This window comes from Halomonas elongata DSM 2581 (genome assembly GCF_000196875.2).
Taxonomy (GTDB): Bacteria; Pseudomonadota; Gammaproteobacteria; order Pseudomonadales; family Halomonadaceae; genus Halomonas; species Halomonas elongata.
Map to the genome: position 1 here is coordinate 3,889,743 of NC_014532.2, position 22,445 is coordinate 3,912,187.

General features: G+C 66.1%; 21 protein-coding genes. 6 read left to right on the top strand and 15 right to left on the bottom strand.

What is annotated here, in order from left to right; translation table 11 throughout:
* Nucleotides 1-51: 51 nt before the first annotated feature.
* Nucleotides 52-1,551 carry a sensor histidine kinase gene (locus HELO_RS18260; RefSeq protein ID WP_013334074.1) on the bottom strand — a complete coding sequence of 500 codons (1,500 nt, stop codon included), beginning with the start codon at nucleotides 1,549-1,551 and terminating at the stop codon, nucleotides 52-54.
* Nucleotides 1,548-2,279 (bottom strand): response regulator transcription factor, encoded by a 732-nt coding sequence (locus HELO_RS18265; RefSeq protein WP_041602275.1) that lies wholly within the window; start codon nucleotides 2,277-2,279, stop codon nucleotides 1,548-1,550. The genes HELO_RS18260 and HELO_RS18265 overlap by 4 nt, the downstream gene beginning before the upstream one ends.
* A gap of 176 nt (nucleotides 2,280-2,455) precedes the next feature.
* Between HELO_RS18265 and HELO_RS18270 the strand changes: the two genes are divergently transcribed.
* From HELO_RS18270 to HELO_RS18280, 3 genes are all read left to right on the top strand, one after another.
* Nucleotides 2,456-2,743 carry a hypothetical protein gene (locus HELO_RS18270; RefSeq protein WP_013334076.1) on the top strand — a complete coding sequence of 96 codons (288 nt, stop codon included), beginning with the start codon at nucleotides 2,456-2,458 and terminating at the stop codon, nucleotides 2,741-2,743.
* A gap of 81 nt (nucleotides 2,744-2,824) precedes the next feature.
* A complete protein-coding gene (locus HELO_RS18275) occupies nucleotides 2,825-3,667 on the top strand; it encodes a cytochrome b/b6 domain-containing protein (protein ID WP_013334077.1) in 843 nt (280 codons plus the stop codon).
* Nucleotides 3,648-4,421, top strand: a complete 774-nt coding sequence (locus tag HELO_RS18280) for a molybdopterin-binding protein (protein WP_013334078.1) — start codon at nucleotides 3,648-3,650, stop codon at nucleotides 4,419-4,421. The genes HELO_RS18275 and HELO_RS18280 overlap by 20 nt, the downstream gene beginning before the upstream one ends.
* A gap of 37 nt (nucleotides 4,422-4,458) precedes the next feature.
* On the opposite strand, the gene HELO_RS18285 is transcribed toward HELO_RS18280, so the two are convergent.
* Nucleotides 4,459-5,340, bottom strand: a complete 882-nt coding sequence (locus tag HELO_RS18285; RefSeq protein WP_013334079.1) for a LysR family transcriptional regulator — start codon at nucleotides 5,338-5,340, stop codon at nucleotides 4,459-4,461.
* A gap of 116 nt (nucleotides 5,341-5,456) precedes the next feature.
* Between HELO_RS18285 and trpB the strand changes: the two genes are divergently transcribed.
* From trpB to HELO_RS18300, 3 genes are all read left to right on the top strand, one after another.
* Complete coding sequence (gene trpB / locus HELO_RS18290) at nucleotides 5,457-6,689, top strand: tryptophan synthase subunit beta (protein WP_013334080.1); 1,233 nt, start codon at nucleotides 5,457-5,459, stop codon at nucleotides 6,687-6,689.
* Complete coding sequence (trpA, locus tag HELO_RS18295; RefSeq protein WP_013334081.1) at nucleotides 6,686-7,507, top strand: tryptophan synthase subunit alpha; 822 nt, start codon at nucleotides 6,686-6,688, stop codon at nucleotides 7,505-7,507. The genes trpB and trpA overlap by 4 nt, the downstream gene beginning before the upstream one ends.
* Before the next feature lie 62 nt (nucleotides 7,508-7,569).
* Nucleotides 7,570-8,184, top strand: a complete 615-nt coding sequence (locus HELO_RS18300) for a hypothetical protein (protein ID WP_013334082.1) — start codon at nucleotides 7,570-7,572, stop codon at nucleotides 8,182-8,184.
* Nucleotides 8,185-8,199: 15 nt separating this feature from the next.
* Here the strand turns inward: HELO_RS18300 and ahpF are convergent, their stop codons facing one another.
* From ahpF to HELO_RS18360, 12 genes are all read right to left on the bottom strand, one after another.
* Nucleotides 8,200-9,756 (bottom strand): alkyl hydroperoxide reductase subunit F, encoded by a 1,557-nt coding sequence (gene ahpF, locus HELO_RS18305; RefSeq protein ID WP_013334083.1) that lies wholly within the window; start codon nucleotides 9,754-9,756, stop codon nucleotides 8,200-8,202.
* Between the two features lie 139 nt (nucleotides 9,757-9,895).
* Nucleotides 9,896-10,459 (bottom strand): alkyl hydroperoxide reductase subunit C, encoded by a 564-nt coding sequence (ahpC, locus tag HELO_RS18310; protein ID WP_013334084.1) that lies wholly within the window; start codon nucleotides 10,457-10,459, stop codon nucleotides 9,896-9,898.
* Between the two features lie 129 nt (nucleotides 10,460-10,588).
* Nucleotides 10,589-11,296 (bottom strand): RNA polymerase sigma factor FliA, encoded by a 708-nt coding sequence (locus HELO_RS18315; protein ID WP_013334085.1) that lies wholly within the window; start codon nucleotides 11,294-11,296, stop codon nucleotides 10,589-10,591.
* 25 nt (nucleotides 11,297-11,321) lie between these two features.
* On the bottom strand, nucleotides 11,322-11,720 hold the full coding sequence (locus HELO_RS18320; protein ID WP_013334086.1) for a flagellar protein FlhE: 399 nt from the start codon (nucleotides 11,718-11,720) through the stop codon (nucleotides 11,322-11,324).
* A gap of 3 nt (nucleotides 11,721-11,723) precedes the next feature.
* Nucleotides 11,724-13,805, bottom strand: a complete 2,082-nt coding sequence (gene flhA / locus HELO_RS18325) for a flagellar biosynthesis protein FlhA (protein WP_013334087.1) — start codon at nucleotides 13,803-13,805, stop codon at nucleotides 11,724-11,726.
* Entirely contained in the window at nucleotides 13,802-14,968 is a 1,167-nt protein-coding gene (flhB, locus tag HELO_RS18330; protein ID WP_013334088.1) for a flagellar biosynthesis protein FlhB, read from the bottom strand. Before flhB ends, flhA begins: the two co-directional genes overlap by 4 nt.
* Before the next feature lie 146 nt (nucleotides 14,969-15,114).
* Nucleotides 15,115-15,804: a protein phosphatase CheZ gene (gene cheZ / locus HELO_RS18335; protein ID WP_013334089.1), complete on the bottom strand. Its 690-nt coding sequence runs from the start codon at nucleotides 15,802-15,804 to the stop codon at nucleotides 15,115-15,117.
* A gap of 40 nt (nucleotides 15,805-15,844) precedes the next feature.
* Nucleotides 15,845-16,234, bottom strand: a complete 390-nt coding sequence (gene cheY, locus HELO_RS18340; RefSeq protein ID WP_041602277.1) for a chemotaxis response regulator CheY — start codon at nucleotides 16,232-16,234, stop codon at nucleotides 15,845-15,847.
* A gap of 109 nt (nucleotides 16,235-16,343) precedes the next feature.
* Complete coding sequence (locus tag HELO_RS18345) at nucleotides 16,344-17,405, bottom strand: protein-glutamate methylesterase/protein-glutamine glutaminase (protein ID WP_013334090.1); 1,062 nt, start codon at nucleotides 17,403-17,405, stop codon at nucleotides 16,344-16,346.
* A gap of 105 nt (nucleotides 17,406-17,510) precedes the next feature.
* Complete coding sequence (locus HELO_RS18350) at nucleotides 17,511-18,374, bottom strand: CheR family methyltransferase (protein ID WP_013334091.1); 864 nt, start codon at nucleotides 18,372-18,374, stop codon at nucleotides 17,511-17,513.
* Complete coding sequence (locus tag HELO_RS19430; protein WP_013334092.1) at nucleotides 18,371-20,548, bottom strand: methyl-accepting chemotaxis protein; 2,178 nt, start codon at nucleotides 20,546-20,548, stop codon at nucleotides 18,371-18,373. Before HELO_RS19430 ends, HELO_RS18350 begins: the two co-directional genes overlap by 4 nt.
* Nucleotides 20,549-20,632: 84 nt before the next feature.
* Nucleotides 20,633-22,378, bottom strand: a complete 1,746-nt coding sequence (locus HELO_RS18360) for a methyl-accepting chemotaxis protein (RefSeq protein WP_013334093.1) — start codon at nucleotides 22,376-22,378, stop codon at nucleotides 20,633-20,635.
* Nucleotides 22,379-22,445: the final 67 nt, after the last annotated feature.

Sequence of the window (22,445 nt, forward strand, 5' to 3'; positions counted from 1 at the left end):
TGCGACGCCTGCGAATTTAGCAACCCCCTCGTCATCGCGGCAACGCTGCCATTAAACGTTTGTCCCGACGCTGGCGGCACGCGGCAATGTCAGGGCCACGGTGGTACCCGTGCCTTCCTGGCTATCGATCTCCAGCGTTGTGCCGTGCCGCTCGCAAATATCCCGCACGATGGACAATCCCAGCCCCGACCCCTCGCCCCCGGCCCGGCTCGATGCGGTTCGATAGAAGCGTTGCGTCACCAGCGGCAAGTCGGCAGCAGCGATGCCGTCGCCATCATCGCTCACCGCGATGCGCACGCCCTGTCCGGATGCCTCACCTGCCAGCCATACCCGGCCCTGAGGCGCGGCGGCGATCAGGGCATTGTCGATCAGGTTGGAGAGCGCGCGATCGACAAGCCCCAGATCAGCCTCGACCCAGGGCAGCGCCGGGTCGACGTCGACCCTCAGGGACACCCCGAGCCGCTCGGCCTGGGGCTGAAACTTGCCGACGATGTCGTGAACCAGCTCGGCGAGCGCGAAAGGTTCACGCCGCAACGGCTGGTCATAGGCATCGAGCCGGGCCAGGGTCGAGAGCTGCCGGGCCAGTCGCGTCAACCGCTCGGCGTTGTCGAAAATCGCTGTCAGGGCCACGCGCCGCTCCTCGTCCGACAGCGACTCGCGGCGCTGCAATTGCTCGACGTAGCCACGCAGCGAGGTCAGAGGAGTCCGGAAGTCGTGGGAAAGGTTGGCGACCAGCTCGCGACGCTGACGATCCGTCTCGCGCAGCGCCACCAGTTGCGCCTCGATGGTCCCGGCCATGTCGTTGAAGGCGCGCCCCAGTTGACCGATCTCGTCGCTGCGGGGCTCGGCGATGCGGGCCTGATATTCACCCGCGGCGAAACGCTGCACCACCGACGTCAGATGCGAGAAGCGTCGGGTCAGCAGAGCGAACCACAGCAAGCCGAGCAGGCCGGAGAGCGCCAGTGCCAGCAGGCCCGCGGCCACCAGCGTCCGGGTGATCGAGCTGGTGCGCAGCATCGCGGTCATGGAGGTGTGACTGGCGTTATTCAGATCGGCGTACAGATAACCGCGGGCGCCATCCGGCCCGTACTCGATCCGGGCCACCGAAAACACGCCGGGTTGTCCACTGCAGGGTGAATCGGCCAGCACCGGCAGCATGGGATCCTCGCCAAGCAGCGCCTCGAGGGATGACAGCGCCACCCGGCTGCCCAGGGCGCAGGCCGGCTCGGCGTAATCGGCGATGACGCGTCCGCCCTCGTCGAGCACATAGAGCGACAGGGAAGGGTTGATCGACACGATGTGCCGCGCCATCTCATGGGCGACATCACTGTCGACACCGCTGCGCAGGGCCGGCGCCATGACCTCGGCCAGGTTGTCGGCCAGGTCCGCTTCCTGGCGCTGCTGGAGCTCGCGCCCCAACTGGTCGAACTGACTGATGGCGAACCAGGCAACGACCACCGAAAGCAACAGCAGTCCCGTCAGATAGACCAGCGCGATGCGCGCATAAAGGCTGCCCCCCAGGGACACCAGCCGACGCCAGAGTGAACTCACGATAGGTCTCTCTCCTCGTCGGCGAATCGATAGCCGATCCCCCACACGGTCTGGATGAATCGGGGGCGGGCCGGATCAGTCTCGATCTTGTTGCGCAGGCGATTGATATGGGTGTTCACGGTGTGGTCGTACCCATCGAATTCCTCGCCCCATACCCGGTCGAGCAACTCGCCTCGGGTGAAGCTGTGCCCCGGATGACGAGCGAACAGGGCCAGCAGGGCGAACTCCTTGGCGGTCAGTTGCAGGGCATGCCCCGCCAGAGTCACGCGATGCCGATCGCTATCGATGACCAATTCGCCATGGACCATGGGCGGCGTCTCGACGATGCCATCGTCGCCCGCGTCCGGATGTCGATGGCGCCTCAGCAGGGCCTGGACCCGAGCCAGCAGGATCGACATGTGGAAAGGCTTGGTGACATAGTCGTCGGCGCCAATCTCGAGCCCCAGCACCACGTCGCGGATCGCCGCCTTGGCGGTCACCATCAGCACCGGCGTGCGGCTGTCTTGGCGACGCAATCGCCGACATACCTCCAGGCCATCTAGGCCGGGCAGCATGAGATCCAGCATCACCAGGTCATACCCCGCCACAGACGCCCCACCCTCCAGCGCGATCAGGGCCGACTCGCCGTCGCTCACGCGGTCGCAATGATGCCCCTCATCGGCCAGGCGCTCGACGAGCATCCGCCCGATCTCGGGATTGTCCTCGACACACAGGATTCGATAGGTCATGGCACCATCCTCGTCGTCTCTGATACAGGACACTAGTGCCGGAATCCCTGCCATGCATCACGAAAAGATCCCGGCGATGTGATGATTTCGTGATGAATGCCATCCCGGCGACCACTAGCTTGATTCATGCAGTCCCGGCATTCCGCCGGCGACCGTCACAAGATCGGAGGTGCACGATGTTGACCACGACGCCGAACAAGACCCTGCTGTTCGCCGCCCTGCTCGGCGGCGCCCTGCTGCTGCCCACCGCTGCCCTGGCGGATCATCATGAAGAGGACGCCATGTCCAATGGCGGGGGCATGGAGCAGTCCGGCGACGCCATGTCCGACGACAGCATGCAGGAAGGTGCCATGAAAGAGGATGCCATGCACGCGGGCGACGCCATGGAAGAGAAGCCCATGCACGAAGACGACGCCATGAAGGAGGATGGCGACACCATGATGGAAGGGGAAGGCGAGATGTGACATTCGCCTCCATGAGCGGCCGGCGAGCGCTCGCCTTCGTCGGCCGACCCCATTATTTCCCCGCTTTCTCAGGGTGGTGCCATGCCTACGACATCCAAGGCCCCGATCGTCATCAAGCGGCATGCCCTCTTCACCCGTCTCTGGCACTGGGTGAATGCCATCTGCCTGGTCGTGCTGTTGATGAGCGGCCTGCAGATCTTCAACGCACATCCCGCGCTGTACTGGGGCAAGGACTCCCACTTCGATACGCCGGCCCTGTCGATCGGTGCCATACGCACTGCCGAGGGCGAGTTGCGGGGCATCACCCGCCTCGGCGGCTACCGTTTCGATACCACCGGCGTGCTGGGCGTCTCCGGCCCGCGGGACGACCGCGAGATCCGTGCCTTCCCCGCCTGGTCGACCCTGCCTGGACCACGCTGGCTCGCCATGGGCCGCCAATGGCACTTCCTGGCCGCCTGGATCTTCGCGCCCCTGCTCGTCGGCTACCTGGCCTATCTGGTGATCAGCGGGCAACTGCGCCGTCGCCTGCTGCCCCGTACCCACGAGTGGCGCCACGTCGGCCGGCTCGTGATCGACCATGCCCGTCTGCGTTTCCCGCGCGGCGAGCAGGCCCGTCACTACAACCTGCTGCAGAAGCTGACCTATCTGTTGATTCTGTTCCTCGTCACCCCGCTGATGATACTCACCGGCCTGACCATGTCACCGACCATGGATGCCGCCTGGCCCTGGCTGCTGGATCTGTTCGGCGGCCGACAGTCGGCACGTACCCTGCATTTTATCTGCGCCTCGGCGCTGCTGGTCTTCTTCATCGTCCATGTGCTGCTGGTGCTGGCCTCCGGGGTCTTGAACAACCTGCGCTCGATGATCACCGGCCGCTACGTCCTGCCGCCCGAAAAGGAGCCCCATGATGACGCGTCCCGATGACCCGAACCGCCGACGCTTTCTCGGTCGCTCCCTGCTGGCGGGCGGTGCTCTGTTGCTCGGCGGTTGCGAGCGCGTCACGCGCAGTGACGCCATGCAGAGCCTGTTCGATGCCAGCGGCGCCCTGACGCAGAAGGCACATCGACTGCTGGCCTCGCAGGAATCGCTGGCCCGGGAATACACCCCGGACGATATCGCTCCCGAGTTCCGCGCCAACGGCACCACCGACCCGACCTCGGCTGACTACCGGCACCTGGCGGCGAACGACTTCAGCGACTGGCACCTGAGCGTCGATGGCCTGGTCGACCACGCCAGCCGTTTCTCCCTCACAGCCCTGCGGGACATGCCGGCGCGAACCCAGATCACCCGACACGACTGCGTCGAAGGCTGGAGCTGCATCGGTCAGTGGACCGGCGTGCCGCTCGGCGACGTGCTCGACCGGGTCGGAGTGCGCGATACCGCCCGCTTCGTGGTCTTCCACTGCGCCGACCGCTATGGCGGTGGCGATCCCTACTACGAGAGCCTGGACCTGCGCGAGGCCTATCACCCCCAGACGTTGCTGGCCTACGACCTCAACGGCGCCGCCCTGCCCATCGCCAACGGCGCACCGCTGCGGCTGCGCGCCGAGCGGCAACTGGGCTACAAGATGGCCAAGTACGTCATGCGACTCGAACTGGTGGAAAGCTTCGACCACATCGGACGCGGCCGAGGCGGTTTCTGGGAGGACAGGGGATATAACTGGTGGGCAGGTATCTAGGCCCCCCAAGACCGGGCGGCCAGCTACACCGTCCCGCTCACCGAGCTTCCAGTTCGAGGCGGAGCCATTGGATCAACCGCTCGATCTCCCTGCCCGGCTCACCCGGCGGCAGCCACAGGCCGAGCCGGGCCGAGGTGTCGATGAAGCCCCAGGGTGCGACGAGACGCCCGGCCCGCAGGTCCTCCTCCACGAGATAGGCCGGCGCGATGGCAACGCCCAATCCCACCAGGGCCGCTTCCAGCATGTAGTTGAGATGCTCGAACGATTGGTCCCTGCGCACCTGCGTCACATCCAGCCCCTGGGCGGCGAACCAGCGTGGCCATGCCTGTTCCCGGGACTCGGTGTGCAACAGCGGCAACCCCAGCAACTCGCCGGGGTCCGGCGCTGCCACCTCGATCAGGCCGGGCACCATGACCGGCCCGATGCGCTCCGGCGCCAGCTCGATCACCTGGGCGTCGGCCGGCCAGGGCGGCTCGGCAAACCGCATCACGGCGTCGACATCGGCTCCCAGCGGCCACTTCTCGCCCTCGTCGGCCGTCAGATGCAGGTTCAGGTCCGGATACCGCGCCTTCAGGCGATGCAGGCGCGGAATGAACCAGCGCGCCAGGAAGCTTCCCGAACAACCCAGCACGACGGGCGCTCCCGTCGCGCGACGCCTCAGGTGGCCGCAGGCATGGGTCAACTGCTCGAAGGCCTGTGAGGTCGACGCACGAAGATATTCCGCCTCCGCCGTCAGCGCCAGCCCTCGTCCTTCGCGCCGAAAAAGTCTCACCCCGAGCTGATCCTCGAGTTGGCGAATCTGCCGGCTCACCGCCCCATGCGTGACATTGAGCGCCTCTGCCGCGCGCGTCACGCTCAGTGTCCGGGCGACTTCATTGAAGGCCCTGAGGGCATTCAGCGATGGTAGTGACTGGCTCAACGCCTTCTCCCTCCTGTCAGCTTTTCTCACATATTAGCGCATAATCATCGATTTTCACCGTCTCGTCGGCTGGCTAATCTGCATGCCACTACACCTGCCGCGAGAGAGTGATCGCCATGGGCTTTTCCACACCGAGGCACGACCCCGTCCCCGATGCCAATGGCTGCTTCGGCCATTTCGGGGGCCGCTTCGTCGCCGAGACCCTGATGCCACTGACGCTCGAGCTTCAGGCGCAATATGCGGCGGTGAAGGACAGCGCCTCATTTCGTGCCGAACTGGCAGCCTTGCAGCGGGACTTCGTCGGCCGTCAAAGCCCCCTGTATTTCGCCGAGCGCCTGACCGAACGACTGCAGGGCGCGACGATCTACTTCAAGCGCGAAGACCTGATGCACACCGGCGCGCACAAGATCAACAATTGCCTGGGCCAGTTGCTGCTCGCCCGGCACATGGGCAAGCGGCGGATCATCGCCGAAACCGGTGCCGGCATGCACGGCGTGGCGACAGCCACCGTGGCGGCCCGCTTCGGAATGGACTGCACCGTCTACATGGGCAGCGCCGATATCGACCGCCAGCGTCCCAATGTAGAGCGCATGCAATTGCTCGGTGCCGAGATCGTGCCGGTGAGTCACGGTACGGGCACCTTGAAGGATGCAATGAACGAGGCGATGCGCGACTGGACCACCAATGTGGCCTCCACCTTCTATGTCATCGGCACCGTGGCCGGTCCCCATCCGTATCCGAGCCTGGTCCGGGATTTCCAGTCCGTCATCGGCCAGGAGGTTCGCGAGCAGATGCTCGAACGGGAGGGACGGCTGCCCGACTCCCTGCTGGCCTGCATCGGTGGCGGCTCGAATGCCATGGGCCTCTTCCACCCCTTCGTGCAGGAGCCCGACGTACGCCTGATCGGCGTGGAAGCGGCCGGCCAGGGCCTCGAGACCGGCCGGCATGCCGCCAGCCTGCAGGGCGGCACGCCCGGCGTCCTGCACGGCAATCGCACCTACTTGTTGCAGTCCGCAGAGGGGCAGATCCTCGATGCCCATTCCATCTCGGCCGGGCTCGATTATCCGGGCATCGGTCCGGAACATGCCTGGCTGCACGAGACGGGACGCGGCGAGTATGTCGCTGTCACCGATGACGAAGCGGTCGACGCCTTCCATACCCTCTGCCGGCTGGAAGGGATCATTCCCGCCCTGGAGTCCTCCCATGCCATTGCTCACGCCATCAAGCTGGCGCCGACTTTGCCGCGCTCGCACCGCATGGTGATCAACCTGAGCGGACGCGGCGACAAGGACATGGCGAGCGTCGCCGACTACATGACCGCCAAGCCCAACGACCGAGGAACGCAATGATGGCCCCCACGCGAAACCGCATCGCGCGCCGCTTCGCCGAGCTCCAGGCGGCCGATCGCGCCGGGCTCGTCACCTTCATCAGCGCCGGCGACCCCGATCACGACACCAGTCTCGACACCCTGCTGGGCCTGCCGGCGGCCGGTGCCGACATCATCGAGCTGGGCATGCCGTTCAGCGACCCGATGGCCGACGGGCCGTCGATCCAGCGAGCCTCTCAGCGCGCGCTCCAGGGCGGGCAGGACATGCACAAGACCCTGGCCATGGTCCGCGCCTTTCGCGAGCACGACAACGAGACGCCATTGGTGCTGATGGGCTATTACAACCCGATCCATCGCCTGGGCGTGGCGCCTTTCCTGGAGTTGGCGTCCGCTGCCGGTGTGGACGGGCTGATCGTGGTCGACCTGCCGCCGGAACACGATGAGGAGATCCGCCGGCCGGCACGGGAACACGACCTGCACGTCATCCGGCTGGCCACGCCAACCACCGACGAACGCCGCCTGCCGCGGATCCTGCAGGATGCCGCCGGCTTTCTCTATTACGTCTCCGGCACCGGCGTGACCGGCGCGACCCAGGCCAGCCCGGAACGAATCGCAGCCCAGTTGAGCCGGATCCGCCAGCAGACCGAGCTGCCGATCGGTGTCGGCTTCGGCATCCGCACGCCCGACCAGGCGCGATGCATCGCCGAATTCGCCGATGCCGTCGTGGTCGGCTCCGCGCTGACCGACTGCTTCCAGCAAGCCGAGCGACCGGCCGACGGCAAGCAGGCCGTGCTGGAGCGGGTCCGTTCGCTGGCCGCCGCCATCGCCGAGGCGCGTTGAGCCCCCGGACAGCCGGGCGGGCGACATGCTAGCCTGCGCGGATCACGGTTGTGGAATATCCCATGCGTCTTGTCACCATCCTCGCGAGCGGACTGCTGCCGCTCGCCGCCCTGTTCGTCACCCCGACCCTGGCCACCAGTTTCAATACCGGCGATGTCCAGACCCATGGCGACTGGCACTCGCTGAGCCTGACCCTGGGCGATGAGCGCCACGTCCGCGCCATCGAACAGCACAGCTACGGCGACAGCGTGTTCAGCGTCAACGCCACGCCCGGCGCCTGCGCACACCCCTGGCTGGAAATCCGCGTGGCGCTCGACGAGCTCCAGTCGCGCAGCGCCACCTGGAACCGGGTGCCGGTGGACATGCTGATCGACCGCGACGATGTCCACAGCGGCGAGGCCGCCTTCATCACCGAGCGCGGCGACGATGGCTTCTACGTGCGCCTGTCGATGCCGGACACCGATGCCCTGCTCGACGACATGCGCCACGGTGAAACACTGCGCCTGCGCATCCACCGGGCACCGGAGGACTACTGGTTCCTGGTCTTCAGCTTGAACGGTGCCGAACAGGCGCTCGCCCGCATGAACCGCCTGTGCGAGCAGCCACCCAAAGGCACCGGCCCAAAAGACAACGCCCCCGCCGGTAAACCGACGAGGGCGTCATCCGCCACGGGATGATGGCTTGGCTAGGTGTTACTGGCGGATCAAGTAGTCGAAGGCGCCCAAGGCCGCCCGCGAGCCTTCGCCCAGCGAGATGACGATCTGCTTGTAGGGCACGGTGGTCACGTCGCCGGCAGCGAAGATACCCGGCACCGAGGTCATGCCGCGCTCGTCGGTGATGATCTCGCCATGCGCGGAAAGCTCGATGGACGAGTCGCGCAGCCACTCGGTGTTCGGCACCAGGCCGATCTGCACGAAGACGCCTTCCAGCTCGATATCGCGGAGTTCGCCGCTGGCGCGCTCCTCATAGGTGAGGCCGGAAACCTTCGCCCCATCACCATTGATCTGGGTCGTCCGCGCGCCCTTGATGATCTCGACATTGGGCAGGCTGGCGAGCTTGTTCTGCAGCACCTCGTCGGCGCGCAGCTCGTCCATGAACTCGATCAGGACGACTTCCTTGACCAGGCCGGCCAGGTCGATGGCCGCCTCGACGCCGGAGTTGCCGCCGCCGATCACCGCCACACGCTTGCCCTTGAACAGCGGGCCGTCGCAGTGCGGGCAGTAGGCCACGCCCTTGTTGCGGTACTCGGCCTCGCCCGGCACGTTCATTTCCCGCCAGCGGGCACCGGTGGCCAGTACCAGGGTACGGCTCTTGAGGCTCGCGCCCGAGGCGAAACGCACCTCGTGCTCACCGCCGGGCTCGCTGGCAGGCACCAGCTCGACGGCCCGCTGGAGGTTCATGATGTCGACGTCGTACTGCTTGACGTGCTCTTCCAGCGCCGCGGCCAGCTTGGGGCCTTCGGTATAGGGCACCGAGATCAGGTTTTCGATACCCAGGGTATCGAGTACCTGGCCGCCGAAACGCTCGGCGGCAACGCCAGTGCGAATGCCCTTGCGCGCCGCATAGACGGCCGCCGCGGCACCCGCCGGGCCACCGCCCACGGTCAGCAGGTCGAAGGCCGGCATGGCGTTGAGCTTCTCGGCCTCGCGCTCCTGAGCGCCGTTGTCCACCTTGGCCAGGATCTGCTCGAGGCTCATGCGGCCCTGATCGAAGGGCTCGCCATTGAGGAAGATGCCGGGTACCGACATCACCTCGCGGGCCTCGACCTCGTCCTTGAACAGGGCGCCATCGATGGCCACATGGCTGATGCCGGGGTTGAGGACCGCCATCAGGTTCAGCGCCTGCACCACGTCCGGGCAGTTCTGGCAGGACTGCGAGAAATAGGTCTCGAAGTGCAGGCCCTCAGGCAGCGACTTGATCTGCTCGATCGTCTCGTCGCTCGCCTTGGGCGGGTGTCCGCCCACCTGCAGCAGTGCCAGGACCAGCGAGGTGAATTCGTGGCCCATGGGGATGCCGGCGAACACCACGCCGGTGGACTCCCCCTCGCGGTACAGGGCGAAGGACGGCGCACGGGCATCGTCGCCATCCTCGCGGAGTGTGATCTTGTCGCTCAGGCCCGCGACTTCCTGCAGCAAGGTGTGCAGTTCTCGGGACTTGTCGCCGTCATCGAGGGTGGCGACGATCTCGAACGGCCGCGTGACCTTCTGGAGATAGGCATTGAGCTGGGATTTCAGATTGTCGTCCAACATAACGGCGATATCCTCGTCGCGGATCCTCAAGACGCAGCTCGCCCCTCACGCTCGCGAGGGCGGCGCGTCCTGCATGAAATTCGGCTGAGAGAAGCCCGGGCGACGCCCGGGCTCACCAGGAAGGTGTCGGCAGTATGGCTTAGATCTTGCCGACCAGATCCAGGGACGGCGCCAGGGTCTCTTCGCCTTCTTCCCACTTGGCCGGGCAGACTTCGTTGGGGTTGGCACGCACGTACTGAGCGGCCTTGACCTTGCGCAGCAGCTCCTCGGCGTTACGGCCGATGTTGCCGGCATTCAGCTCGATGATCTGGATCTTGCCGTCGGGATCGACGACGAAGGTGCCACGATCGGCAACGCCGTCTTCCTCGATCAGCACGTCGAAGTTACGAGACACGACGTGAGTCGGGTCGGCCAGCATCGGATACTGGAGCTTGCCGATGGTCTCGGAGCTGTCGTGCCAGGCCTTGTGAGTGAAGTGGGTGTCGGTGGAGACGCTGTAGATTTCCACGCCCAGCTTCTTGAACTCTTCGTAGTTGTCGGCCAGATCGCCCAGCTCGGTGGGGCAGACGAAAGTGAAGTCGGCCGGATAGAAGAAGAAGATGCTCCACTGGCCCTTCAGGCTCTCATCGGTGACGTCGATGAATTCGCCGTTGTGATAGGCAGTGGCCTTGAACGGCAGGACTTCGGTATTGAGCAGTGACATCGATGATGCTCCTTGCTGTCATGGGTGTACGGGCATGAAACGGCGACTAGGATATCCACCAGCGTTGCATAAAGTAAATTGAACTGTCTGATCCAGCCGATAGAGGTTTCCTAAGAGGCCTCGTGCCGCTCACCCGGCCTCTCTCAGACGCCCGCGCAGACGACTCACCGCCTGGCTGTGCAACTGACAGACGCGCGACTCGGTGACACCCAGCACGGCGCCGATCTCCTTGAGGTTGAGCTCTTCCTGATAGTACAAGGCCATCAGCAGTTTCTCGCGCTCCGGCAACGCCTCGATGCCCGCCGTCAGCTGCCTGCGGCGCTCATCGTCGACCAGCAGCGAAACCGGCGTCTCGGCCGTTTCGTTGTCTCGCAGGCGTCCCTCGCCGCCCTCGCTCATCAGGTCCTCGAAAGGCAGCAACTGGCCGCTGTTGGTGTCGCTGAGCAGGCGACGATAGGCATCGATGTCCATGTCCAGCGCCTCGGCGATTTCCGCCTCCTCCGGCGGTCGTCCCAGCGACTGCTCCAGGCGCCTGACCGCCTCGTCGGCGGCCCGCGCGCCACGCCGCACGCTGCGCGGCAACCAGTCACGGCTGCGCAGTTCATCGAGCATGGCACCACGAATGCGCTGGCTGGCGAAGGTCGAGAAACTGGCCCCCTGGGCAGCATCGAAGCGCCCGAGGGCCTCGAGCAGCCCTACGGTACCGGCCTGGATCAGGTCATCGAGCTCGATGCTCGCCGGCAACCGTACCTGCAGCGCCAATGCCTGGCGGCGTACCAGTGGCAGGTATTCCTCCAGCAGGTCGCCTTGTTCGATCTTGCCTTGTGCTGTGTACATGCTCATGCCTCGCGGCTCATCGACCTCACCGATAGTTCACGATCACCTGCAGCCCCTCCACGCTCAGCGGGGCCTGCCCCGCCTTCAGCGCGAAGCGAAACCGCAATGGGACGTCCGCTGCCAGCCCCTCCAGGGCCCGGGTCATGCCGCGCTGCCCGGACAGGGGCACACAGCCGCCGGGATGGCAGAGTCGTGCCGCCACGGTGCTGCCCGGCGGCAATTGGAACCGCCAGCGCACATCGCCGATGACCCGACCGGCCGCCGACTGGCCATGGCTCTCCAGGGGAGCGCTGATGGCCTCTCGGTCGACCAGGCCGACGTGCAGGGACGGCGCTCGCTCCACCCAACTGCCGGCCGCCTGCGCCATGCCGCTCACCAGCCACAGCAGCAATGGCCATGCCCGGCACCGGCGCCTGCCGTACATCACTTACTGTCCTCCCACCACGGTCGTGACCCTCAGGGTGCGATCGTCGGGAATCTCGGCCTGGGACATCACCACCAGTTGACGCATGCGGCGGCGCAGGAAGCGCGCCAGCACGGCGCGCAGGCCATGCTGCACGACCAGCACCGGCGGCTCGCCGCTGGCCTCGTGGCGTGCCAGGGCCTGTTCGGTCTGTTCCATGAGGGTTTCCGCCAGCCCCGGCTCCAAGGCGCCGCTGCCGTTCATGGCCTGGGTCAGCACCTGTTCGAGCTGGCCGTCCAGGCCGATGACGTTGAGCGTCTCGTGTCCGGCGAACCACTGCTGGGTGATGGCGCGCCCCAGGGCCAGTCGCACCACGGCCGTCAGTTCGCCCGGATCCTGCTGCTGCGGCGCATGCTCCGCCAGGGTGTCGAGGATGGTACGCAGATCGCGAATCGAGACGTCCTCCTCCAGCAGGTTCTGCAGGATGCGCTGCAGCACGGTGAGCGAAATCGCCTTGGGCACGACCTCTTCCACCAGCCCTTTCTGATCCTCGCCGAGCTTGTCGAGCAGCTTCTGGACTTCCTGGCGCCCCAGCATCTCGGCGGCATGACGATGCAGCAGGTGGTTGAGATGCGTCGCCACCACCGTGCTGGCATCGACCACCGTATAGCCGTACACCTGGGCATGTTCGCGCTGCTCGGTCCCGATCCATACCGCCGGCAGGCCGAAGGCCGGATCCTGGGTCGGCGTGCCGTCCAGCTCACCGGACACCTGGCCGGGATCGATGGCCAGCCAGCGTCCGGGATGTGCCTCGGCGCGACCGATCTCGGCGCCCTTGAGCGTCAACAGATAGGCATTGGGCGACAGCTCCAGGTTGTCGCGGATGTGCACCACCGGCGGCAGAAAGCCGACCTCCTGGGCGAATTTCTTGCGCACGCTCTTGATGCGACCCAGCAGCTCGCCCTGCTGCTGGGCGTCCACCAGGGGAATCAGGCGATGCCCGACCTCCAGCCCCAGGGTGTCGACCAGCTGTACATCCTCCCAACTGGCCTCGGGGGCCTCCGGTGCGGGCGGGGGAGCCTGCCGGTCCTGCTCCTCGACCACTCGACGCCGTTTCTCGCGCATCAACCACCAGGCGAGCCCACCGAGCAGGGCGGTGAAGATCAAGAACACCAGGTTGGGCATGCCCGGGACCAGGCCAAGCATCCCCAGAACGCCGGCGGCGAGCACCATCACCTGGGGATTGACGAACAACTGGCCGATCATCTGCTGGCCGACATCCTGATCGGTATTGACCCGCGAAACGGTGACACCGGCCGCGGTGGAGATCACCAGGGCTGGAATCTGCGCCACCAGGCCGTCGCCGATGGTCAGCAGCACATAGGTACGTCCCGCGCTGCCGAAGTCCATGTCGTACTGGAGCATGCCGATCAGCAGGCCGCCGATGATGTTGACCACCATGATCACCAGGCCGGCCATGGCGTCGCCGCGCACGAACTTGCTGGCGCCATCCATGGAGCCGTAGAAATCGGCCTCCTGGGAGATGTCGGAGCGTCGCTGGCGCGCCTCGTCCTCGCCGATCAGACCGGCATTGAGGTCGGCGTCGATAGCCATCTGCTTGCCCGGCATGGCATCGAGCATGAAGCGGGCGCCCACCTCGGCGATGCGCCCCGCTCCCTTGGTGATGACCATGAAGTTGATGATCACCAGGATCCCGAACACCACCAGGCCGACGGCGAAGTTGCCTCCCACCAGGAACTGGCCGAAGGCTTCGATGACCTTGCCTGCCGCGTCGCCGCCCTGGTGGCCCTCCATCAGTACCACCCGGGTGGAGGCCACGTTGAGCGACAGCCGCAGCAGGGTGGTGAACAGCAGCACCGCCGGGAAGGCGGCGAAGTCCAGCGGCTTCTGGGTGAACATGCTGACCAGCAGCACCATCACCGCCAGGGCGATGTTGAAGGTGAACAGCAGATCCAGCACGAAGGGCGGCAACGGCAGGATCATCATCGCCAGGATCATGATGATCAGCAGCGGGCCGGCCAGCACCTTCATGGGCACGTCGGCCATCCAGTTGCGTCGCGGCAGGTAGTGGCTCCAGGCCTTCATCCTCGTGCCTCGTTCGTTGCATCGCGGTCCGGCGCCGCCATGGCGTCCGGTACCGACAGATTCTCGGGAGTCGGTGGTGCTTCGCTGCCTTCGGCGGCGGCCCGTTTCAGGCCGAAGGCCCAGGCCAGCACCTCCGCCACCGCGGTATACAGGGCAGCGGGTATCTCGGCCTCGAGATCGACATGGTGATAGAGCGAGCGCGCCAGCGGGGCCGCCTCCAGCAGCGGCACTCCCGCTTCCTCGCCCAGCTCACGGATGCGCGCGGCGACGGCATCGGCCCCCTTGGCCACCACCCTGGGCGCGGCCATGCCGGTCTGTTCATAGACCAGGGCCACGGCATAGTGCGTGGGGTTGGTAATGATCACATCAGCCTCGGGTACCTGGCTCATCATCCGCCCGCGCGCCATGGCCTGCTGCTGCTGACGTATGCGTCCCTTGACCTGGGGGTCGCCCTCGGACTCCTTGTGCTCGCGCTTGACCTCGTCCTTGGTCATGCGTAGCTGCTTGGCGTGACTCCACAACTGGTAAGGCACGTCGATCAGGATCACCACCAGCAGGGTCAGCACCATCAGGCCGCAGGCTTCCGCCGCCATGCCCATGGCGCGGGCCAGCGCCTGGTGGATGGGCTGGCTCATCAGCGCCATGAACTCGCCGCGATGCAGATAGAGATAGGCCATGCCCACACTGCCGACGAGTACCGACTTGGCGATGGCCTTGGCCAGCTCGACCAGTGCCTGGGTTCCGAAGATCCGCTTGAGCCCCTTGAGCGGATTGAGCTTGGAGGCCTGGGGCTTGAGCGACTTGGCGGAAATCAGCCAGCCCCCCAGCAGGGCCGGCGCCACCAGGGCGACCACCGTCAGCAGCAGGAACAGCGGCAACAGGCTGATCAGGGTGTGACGTCCCAGCATCAGTGCCTCGGCCAGCATCGGCGAGGTCTCCATTGCCTGGCGCCGATCGAACAGGAAGGCCTGCTCCATCACGCCGCCGATCTGGTCATAGAGCGTGCCACCCAGGGAGGCCAGCCCAAGGACGCCGGCCAGCAACAGCATGAAGGTCGCCAGCTCGCGAGAACGGGCCACCTGGCCTTCCTCGCGCGCCTTCTCCAGCCGTCGCGGCGTTGCATCTTCGGTCTTTTCTTCGTCGCTGCTGCTATCGTCGGCCATGGCCAGTTACCGGGCACTCTTGCGCACCCTGGCCATTATCCGGGGATCGGGGAAGGAACGGTCACGCGAAAAGGGCCGATTTTCGTGGGCTTATCCACGTGTATCGGCTATTTCACGTCCGTAGGCGGGCAAGCGATGGTGACGGATCAAAAACCCAGTTGGTCGAGCAGATCGTCCACCTGATCCTGATCGGCGACGATGTCATCGCCCTCGGTCTTGACCTGCGGGCCATTGAGCAGTTCGTCCTGGCGACGCCGCGTATCGCTTTCGCGCCGGTCGTCGGCGCGACGCTGCATGTCCTCGCGGGCCTCGCCCTGAGGTACGCTGTCGATCAGCACCTGTACCAGCTGATGCTCGATCTCGCGGATCACCTCCATCATCTTCTTGATCACCTGGCCGGTCAGGTCCTGGAAGTCCTGCGCCATCATGATCTCGAGCAGTTCCTTGCCGGTGGCCTGGGTCAGGTCGGGCACCTCGCCGAGATAGGAACGGGTGTCCTGAACCAGCTCGCGAGCCTCGTCGAGTTCCTTGGGCTCGGCGAACCACTCGGCCCAGCGCGCATCGAGCTGCCGGGCCTGTTCGCTCAGCCGATCCTGCATCGGCTGCGCGCGGTCGATGGCATTGAGCGCGCGCTCCGCCGCCTGCTCGGTCATGACCGCGACATAACTCAGTCGATCGCGGGCATCGGGGATCGCCTCCGCCGCGCGTTCGATCTCCTTGTCCAGCCCCAGCTCGCGCATGCTGTCACGCAGCATGCGGGTCAGATGGCCGATCCGCTGGACCAGTTCGTCACCATTAGCCTGGGGATCCTCGGGCCGATTCTCCATGCTCATCATCGCCTCTCCTGGTGGCCGGGCTCCAAGGCCCGACGCGGTGTCACATGCCCAGCTTTTCGAAGATCTTGTTGAGCTTTTCTTCCAGGGTCGCCGCGGTGAAGGGCTTGACCACATAGCCGCTGGCACCGGCCTGGGCCGCCGCGATGATGTTCTCCTTCTTCGCCTCCGCCGTGACCATCAGCACCGGGAGCTCCTTGAGGGCCTCGTCCTCGCGGATCTGCTTGAGCATCTCCAGACCGTCGAGGTTGGGCATGTTCCAGTCGGAAACCACGAATTCGAAATTGCCCTCCCGAAGCTTGTTCAGTGCGTCCTGGCCGTCCTCGGCCTCCTCCACATTGGTGAAGTCGAGCTCCTTGAGCAGGCTGCGCACGATGCGCCGCATGGTCGGAAAATCATCCACCACCAGGATGCTCATGTTCTTGTCCGCCATCGGGGTTCCCCTATCTTTTTGAATAACATGCTCTTTGAACAACATGCTCATTGAATGACATGGCAAGCGGCCGGCATCGCCGACCCGTTGGGCATGGCCCGCAACGTCACTACACTCGCTGGCTCCGGCCGGAAGCGGCGACACGCTTGAGCAGCCGGGCGGCCATGTCGTCGAGCCCGACCACTTCCTCGGCGGCACCCAGGGCAATGGCCTCGCGCGGCATGCCGAAGACCACGCAACTGGCTTCGTCCTGGGCCAGGGTGGCCGCGCCCGCTCGACGCATCTCCAGCAGCCCGGCGGCCCCATCCTTGCCCATGCCGGTGAGCAGTACGCCGATGGCGTTGCGCCCCGCCTGGTCCGCCGCCGAACGAAACAGCACATCCACCGAGGGCCGGTGGCGGTTGACCGGCGGCCCGTCATCCAGGCGCACCACATAGTTGGCGCCGCTACGTACCAGCCGCAGGTGGGCGTCACCGGGCGCCACATAGGCATGTCCCGGCAGGACGCGTTCGCCGTCCTGCGCCTCCTTGACCGCGATCCTGCAGAGCCGGTCGAGGCGCTCGGCGAAGGAGCGCGTGAAACCGCCGGGCATGTGCTGGGTGATCAGGATCGCCGGGGCATGGGCCGGCATCGGCTCCAGCACACTGCGAATCGCCTCGGTGCCACCGGTGGAAGCCCCGATGATGATCAGCTTCTCGCTCGACACCATTGGCGCTTCCAGCGTCCGGGGCGCTGGAGTTTCGCGTTGGCGCGCGCGTCGCGGCCGCGAGCGCGCCGCCGCACGCAGCTTCTCGGCGATCTCCTCGGCATAGGCCTGCATGCCGCTGCGAATGCCCAGCGACGGCTTGGCCACGAAATCCAGGGCACCCAGCTCCAGCGCCCGCAGGGTGACCTCCGAACCGGCCTGGGTCAGCGAGGACACCATCAGCACCGGCATGGGCCGCAGGCGCATCAGCCGCTCGAGGAAGTCCAGGCCGTCCATGCGCGGCATCTCGACGTCCAGGGTCAGCACGTCAGGGTTGTGCCGCTTGATCAGGTCCCGGGCCACCAGCGGGTCGGGGGCCGTGGCCACCACCTCCATGTCGGGCTGCTCGTTGATGATCTCGCTCAGCAGGTCGCGTATCAGCGCCGAGTCATCGACGCACAGCACCTTGATCCGGGGTGCACTCAAGGGTATCTCCTTTACTGGGTGACCGACGCGCCAGGCCGACGACACCAGTCATGTTCGAGGTATCGGCCGGAATGCACGCAACTTTAGCGCCGGCCTGCTCGCGCCTTACGTGCGTCGGACATAGACCGTCTGCCCTCGCAGTCGGAAGGTATCGGTGATGTAGGAAAAGTTCTCCGAGTGCCCGGCAAACAACAGGCCGTCCGGCTTGAGCAGTGGCGCGAAGCGTTCGAGGATTCGCGCCTGGGTCGGCTTGTCGAAGTAGATCATCACGTTGCGACAGAAGATCGCGTCGAAAGGACCCTCGACGGACCAGGACGGCGCCAGCAGGTTGAGCGGCAGAAAGCGCACCATCGACATCAATTCCGGGCGAACCCTCGCCAGCCCCTCCTGGCGCCCCCGCCCGCGCTGGAAATAGCGCTTGATCCGCGCCTCGTCGAGCTTGCGGACCTGGTCCAGGGCATAGACGCCGGCCCGGGCACGCGCCAGGGCCTCGGTATCGATATCGGAGGCCAGCACCTCGACGTTCGCGGTGCGCCCATCCAGGGCCTCGTCCAGCGTCATGGCAATGGAATAGGCTTCCTCGCCGCTGGACGCCGCCGCGCTCCAGATACGCAGCGGGCCACGCCGCTGGCGCGCATGCTCCGCCAGCAGCGGGAAGTGGTGCGCCTCGCGAAAGAAGGCGGTGAGGTTGGTGGTCAGGGCATTGGTGAAGGCTTCCCACTCGGGAGATGCCTGGTTGCCCTCCAGGCGCGACAGATAGTCGGCAAAGCGCACCAGGCCATGGTGGCGCAGCCGCTTGGCAAGCCGGCTGTAGACCATCTCCCGCTTGTGCTCGGCCAGCACGATACCGGCACGCTGATAGATCAGCTGGCGAATCCTGGCGAAATCGGCATCGGTCAGTTCGAGGTCGCGCTCGACACCCGCCCACTCCCCGAACTCGGGGGTGGGCACTTCACGGGACTGGGTCAAAATGCTTCCCACTCCTCGGTCGCCGCCGCGTCGGCCCGGCGCTCGCGACGTGGTGTTTCCGTCGGCTCATCGGCGGGCGTCGATGTCGGTGCGGTCTCGGTTGAGGGCGTCGCCCCGTCCTCGCCGCGCGAAGGTATCGTCTCCAGGCCCGCACCGCGCAGGCGGAAGGCCGAGGCGACGAGCGTCAGTCCCTTGGCCTGCCGGTCCAGCTCGGCGGCTGCCCGGGCCGAGGATTGCACCCGAGCGGCATTGCGCTGGGTCACCTGATCCATTTCCGCGACGGCCTGGTTGATCTGGCCGATGCCGTTGGTCTGTTCCTCGGAAGCGGCGGTGATCTCGCCCATGATGTCGTTGACCCGGGTCGAGGCTTCCATCACCTCGCCGAGCGACGCCTCGGCGCGTTGCACCAGCGCCGCCCCGCCTTCCACCTGCTGCGAGGAACCGTCGATCAACGCCTTGATTTCCTGGGCCGCCGAGGCCGAACGGCCGGCCAGGTTGCGCACTTCCCCGGCGACCACCGCAAAGCCACGCCCCTGTTCGCCGGCGCGGGCCGCCTCGACGGAGGCGTTGAGCGCCAGGATGTTGGTCTGGAAGGCGATGGAATCGATGACCTCGATGATCTCGGTCATCTTGCGCGAGCCCTCGGTGATCTCGCCCATGGTCGCGACCAGTTGCTGCATCAGCTCGCCCGCCTCGCGGGTGCGGGAGGCGTTGTCCGAGGCCAGGCCACTGGCCTGACGGGCATTGTCGGCGTTGTGACCCACCGTGGTGGTCATCTCCTCCATGCTGGAGGCGGTCTGCTGCAACGAGGCGGCCTGCTGCTCGGTGCGTGCCGACAGTTCCTCGTTGCCGGTGGCGATGTCGCGGGCGGCCGGGGCGACCCGTTCGATCCCGGAGCTCACGTCGCCGACGATGCTGCCCAGGCTCTTGCGCATCAGGTCCAGCGCATCCAGCAGGCGGCCAAGCTCGTCACGCTGGCGGCTCGGAGATTCCGCCGCCAGGTTCCCCGCAGCGATCTGCAGGGTGAAGGCCTCGGCCGTGCGCAACGGCCGCAGCAGCGAACGCAGGATCAACCCGCCCAGCACGCAGAGCAGCAACAGGCCGACGCCCAGGGTGGCCGCCAGCACCGTCAGCATGCGCTGGTGAGCCTTGCTGGCCTCGTCGGCCAGGGTCGCGGCCGCCTCGCGCTTGTCCTTGATCAGCGCGTTGACCTGACTCGACAGCTCGCGGCCCTGGTCGCGCATCTGCTCGCCATGCGACGGGAGGTCGGCGAAGACCCTGAAATTGTCCTCGCTGCCCAGCAAATCCAGGGCCTGATCCATGCCCTCGTGGAGATAGGTGCCCAGGCTGTCGCTGAACGCATCGGCCTTGTCGCCATGGTTGAGCGCGCGTTCACGATAGGCCGACCACAGCGAATCCAGCGACGTCTCGATATCATCGAGCCGTGTGATCAAGGCCCCACGTTGCTCGAGCAGCTCCACCGGTGCCCTGCTGGTCAGCATCTGGTGGCTGCGGGTCACCAGTTGGTCGATCTGCTGCAGGCGCGCCACATCCTGCAGGCCGTCGCGGTCCAGCGCCTGCAGGCGCCCATCGGCCCGCTCCAGCCCCAGCAGGCCGACACCGCCGCTGGCCAGCAGCAGCACGCCGGCCACCAGGATCATCGCCATGACCTTGGCGCGCATGCTGCGCACGTTGAGGCGTCCCAGCCAACCGGTCAGCCCCTTGCGCACCAACTGGCCACGAGCGAGGGCGTAACGGGTCGAACGGCCCTCGTTCATCCGCGCATAGACCGCCTCGGCACGCTCGACCTCGGCTTGCGAGGGCTTGGTGCGCATCGACACGAAGCCCACCGTCTTGCCGTCCTCGAGGATCGGCGAGACGCTGGCGTTGACCCAGTAGTGATCGCCGTTCTTGCAGCGGTTCTTGATCACGCCCCGCCAATGCCGGCCGGCCTTCAGGGTCTTCCACAAGTCATCGAAGGCCGCCGGCGGCATATCGGGATGACGCACCAGGTTGTGCGGCGCGCCGATCAACTCATCGTGATCGAAACCGCTCACCTCCACGAAGGCCGGATTGGCATAGGTGATGCGGCCCTTGAGGTCGGTGCGGGAGATCAGGAAGTGATCGTCCTTCAGGACATGTTCTCGTTGCGTGACGGGTTGGTTGTTGCGCATAGGGCTCCCCACGACGGCGCGAGGCCGTTACCGATGGCATTGTTATCGATCGGCGCCGGCACGCTGGCCGGCGCATCCGGCCGCTCAGAAGGATTCCCACTCCTCGTCGCGACCCGTATCACGAGTCTTGCTCGAGGCGTTGGCACCCTTGGCGTCCTGCTCACGGCCTGCCGGCATCAGCGCCGGCATCCAGCGCGCCAGGTCGTTGGTCTCGTGCTCCTCGTCCGCCCCGGAGGCCGACGCCCGGACAGTGCCGGTGTCCTCGCGCAGACGGAAACGCTGGGTGGCCTCGCGCAGGCGTCCGCTCTCGGCCTCTAGCTGCGTCGCCGCGCTGGCCGCCTGCTGAACCAGCTCAGCATTCTGCTGGGTGACCTGGTCCATCTGGGTGACGGCTTCATTGACCTGCGAGATGCCGTTGCTCTGCTCGGTGGAGGCAGCGGCGATCTCGTCCATGATGTCGCTGACCCGCTGGACGGACTCCACCACCTCGGTCATGGTCCGGCCCGCCCGGTCGACGCTGCCGGTACCGGCGTCCACTTGCTTGACCGAGGCCTCGATCAGTTCACGGATCTCGCTGGCGGCGGAGGCCGAGCGGCTGGCCAGGCTGCGAACCTCCTGGGCCACCACGGCGAAGCCACGGCCGTGCTCACCGGCACGGGCCGCCTCCACCGAGGCATTGAGCGCCAGGATGTTGGTCTGGAAGGCAATGGAATCGATGGTGCCGATGATCTCGGCGACACGGTGGGAGCCACGGCTGATCTCGTGCATGGTCGAGACGACCTCGCCGACCACCTGGCCGCCCTGCTCGGCGGTGCGCGAGGCCTCGGCGGCTAGTTGGCTGGCCTGCTGGGCGTTCTCGGCGTTCTGCCCCACCGTGGAGGACAGCTCTTCCATGCTCGACGCCGTCTCCTCCAGGGAAGCGGCCTGCTGCTCGGTGCGCGACGAGAGGTCGTTGTTGCCGCTGGCGATGCTCTGGGTGCCCTGGTGAATCGACTCGCTGCTGGCGCGTACGGTGCCCACCGTCTCGGCCAGGCCGGCCTGCATCTGGCCGAGCGAGCTGTACAGGCGACCGATCTCGTTGTTGCCCCTGACCGGAATGTCCTGGGACAGGTCACCTTGCTCCATGCGCTCGAAGTAGCCGATCAGCCGGCCGAGCGGACGCACGACATTGGCGGTCACGCCCCAGAGCACCAGGATGATGGTGAGCACCGCGACCACCAGCACCACCACCATGGACGTCTCCAGCACATGGGCCAGCTCGAAGAAGTCGTCGTACAGGTCGGAACCGTGCTGCTCGGCCGCGCTGAAGAAGACGACGGCATCGTCATAGAACTGGCGGGTGAGCTGCTCCACCTCGGGCAGGCGATCCGTGAAGGCCTGGGCACTGCCCTCCATCAGCGCCTGCCGCTGGGGACGCAGACCATCGCTCATCAGCGCCTCGAAACTGGCCTTGACCGCTGCGATGCGTGGCTGCTGCTCCTGCTGGCGGGGCAGGCCCAGGAATTCCTGGAAGGTCGCTTCGACCTCGTCGAAGGTCTCGCTCAACGCCTCGGCTTCGGCCTTCACCGTCTCGCGTTCCTCCGGCCAGACGGCCTGGGCCAGGCGCGCCTGGAGATTGCGCAGCTCCAGCTGGGTGAACAGCATCTGCGAGTTGGCGCGGTTGAGGGTCGACTGCTGGTCGACGTTGACCTGGTTGAGGGTATGCAGCGAATCCTCGCTGTAGCGAATGGTGTAGAGGCCAAGGGCGCTCAACACCAGCACCAGTGCGGCGAACACCGCCAGCACCAGACTCCAGCTGACCCGAACGGTCATGTTATCGAGAAGCTTCACGACTCTCTCCTGTCATCGGGCAGCTCTTCGCCGCCCGCTTGTTCCAACGGTCTTTCCGCATCGTCAT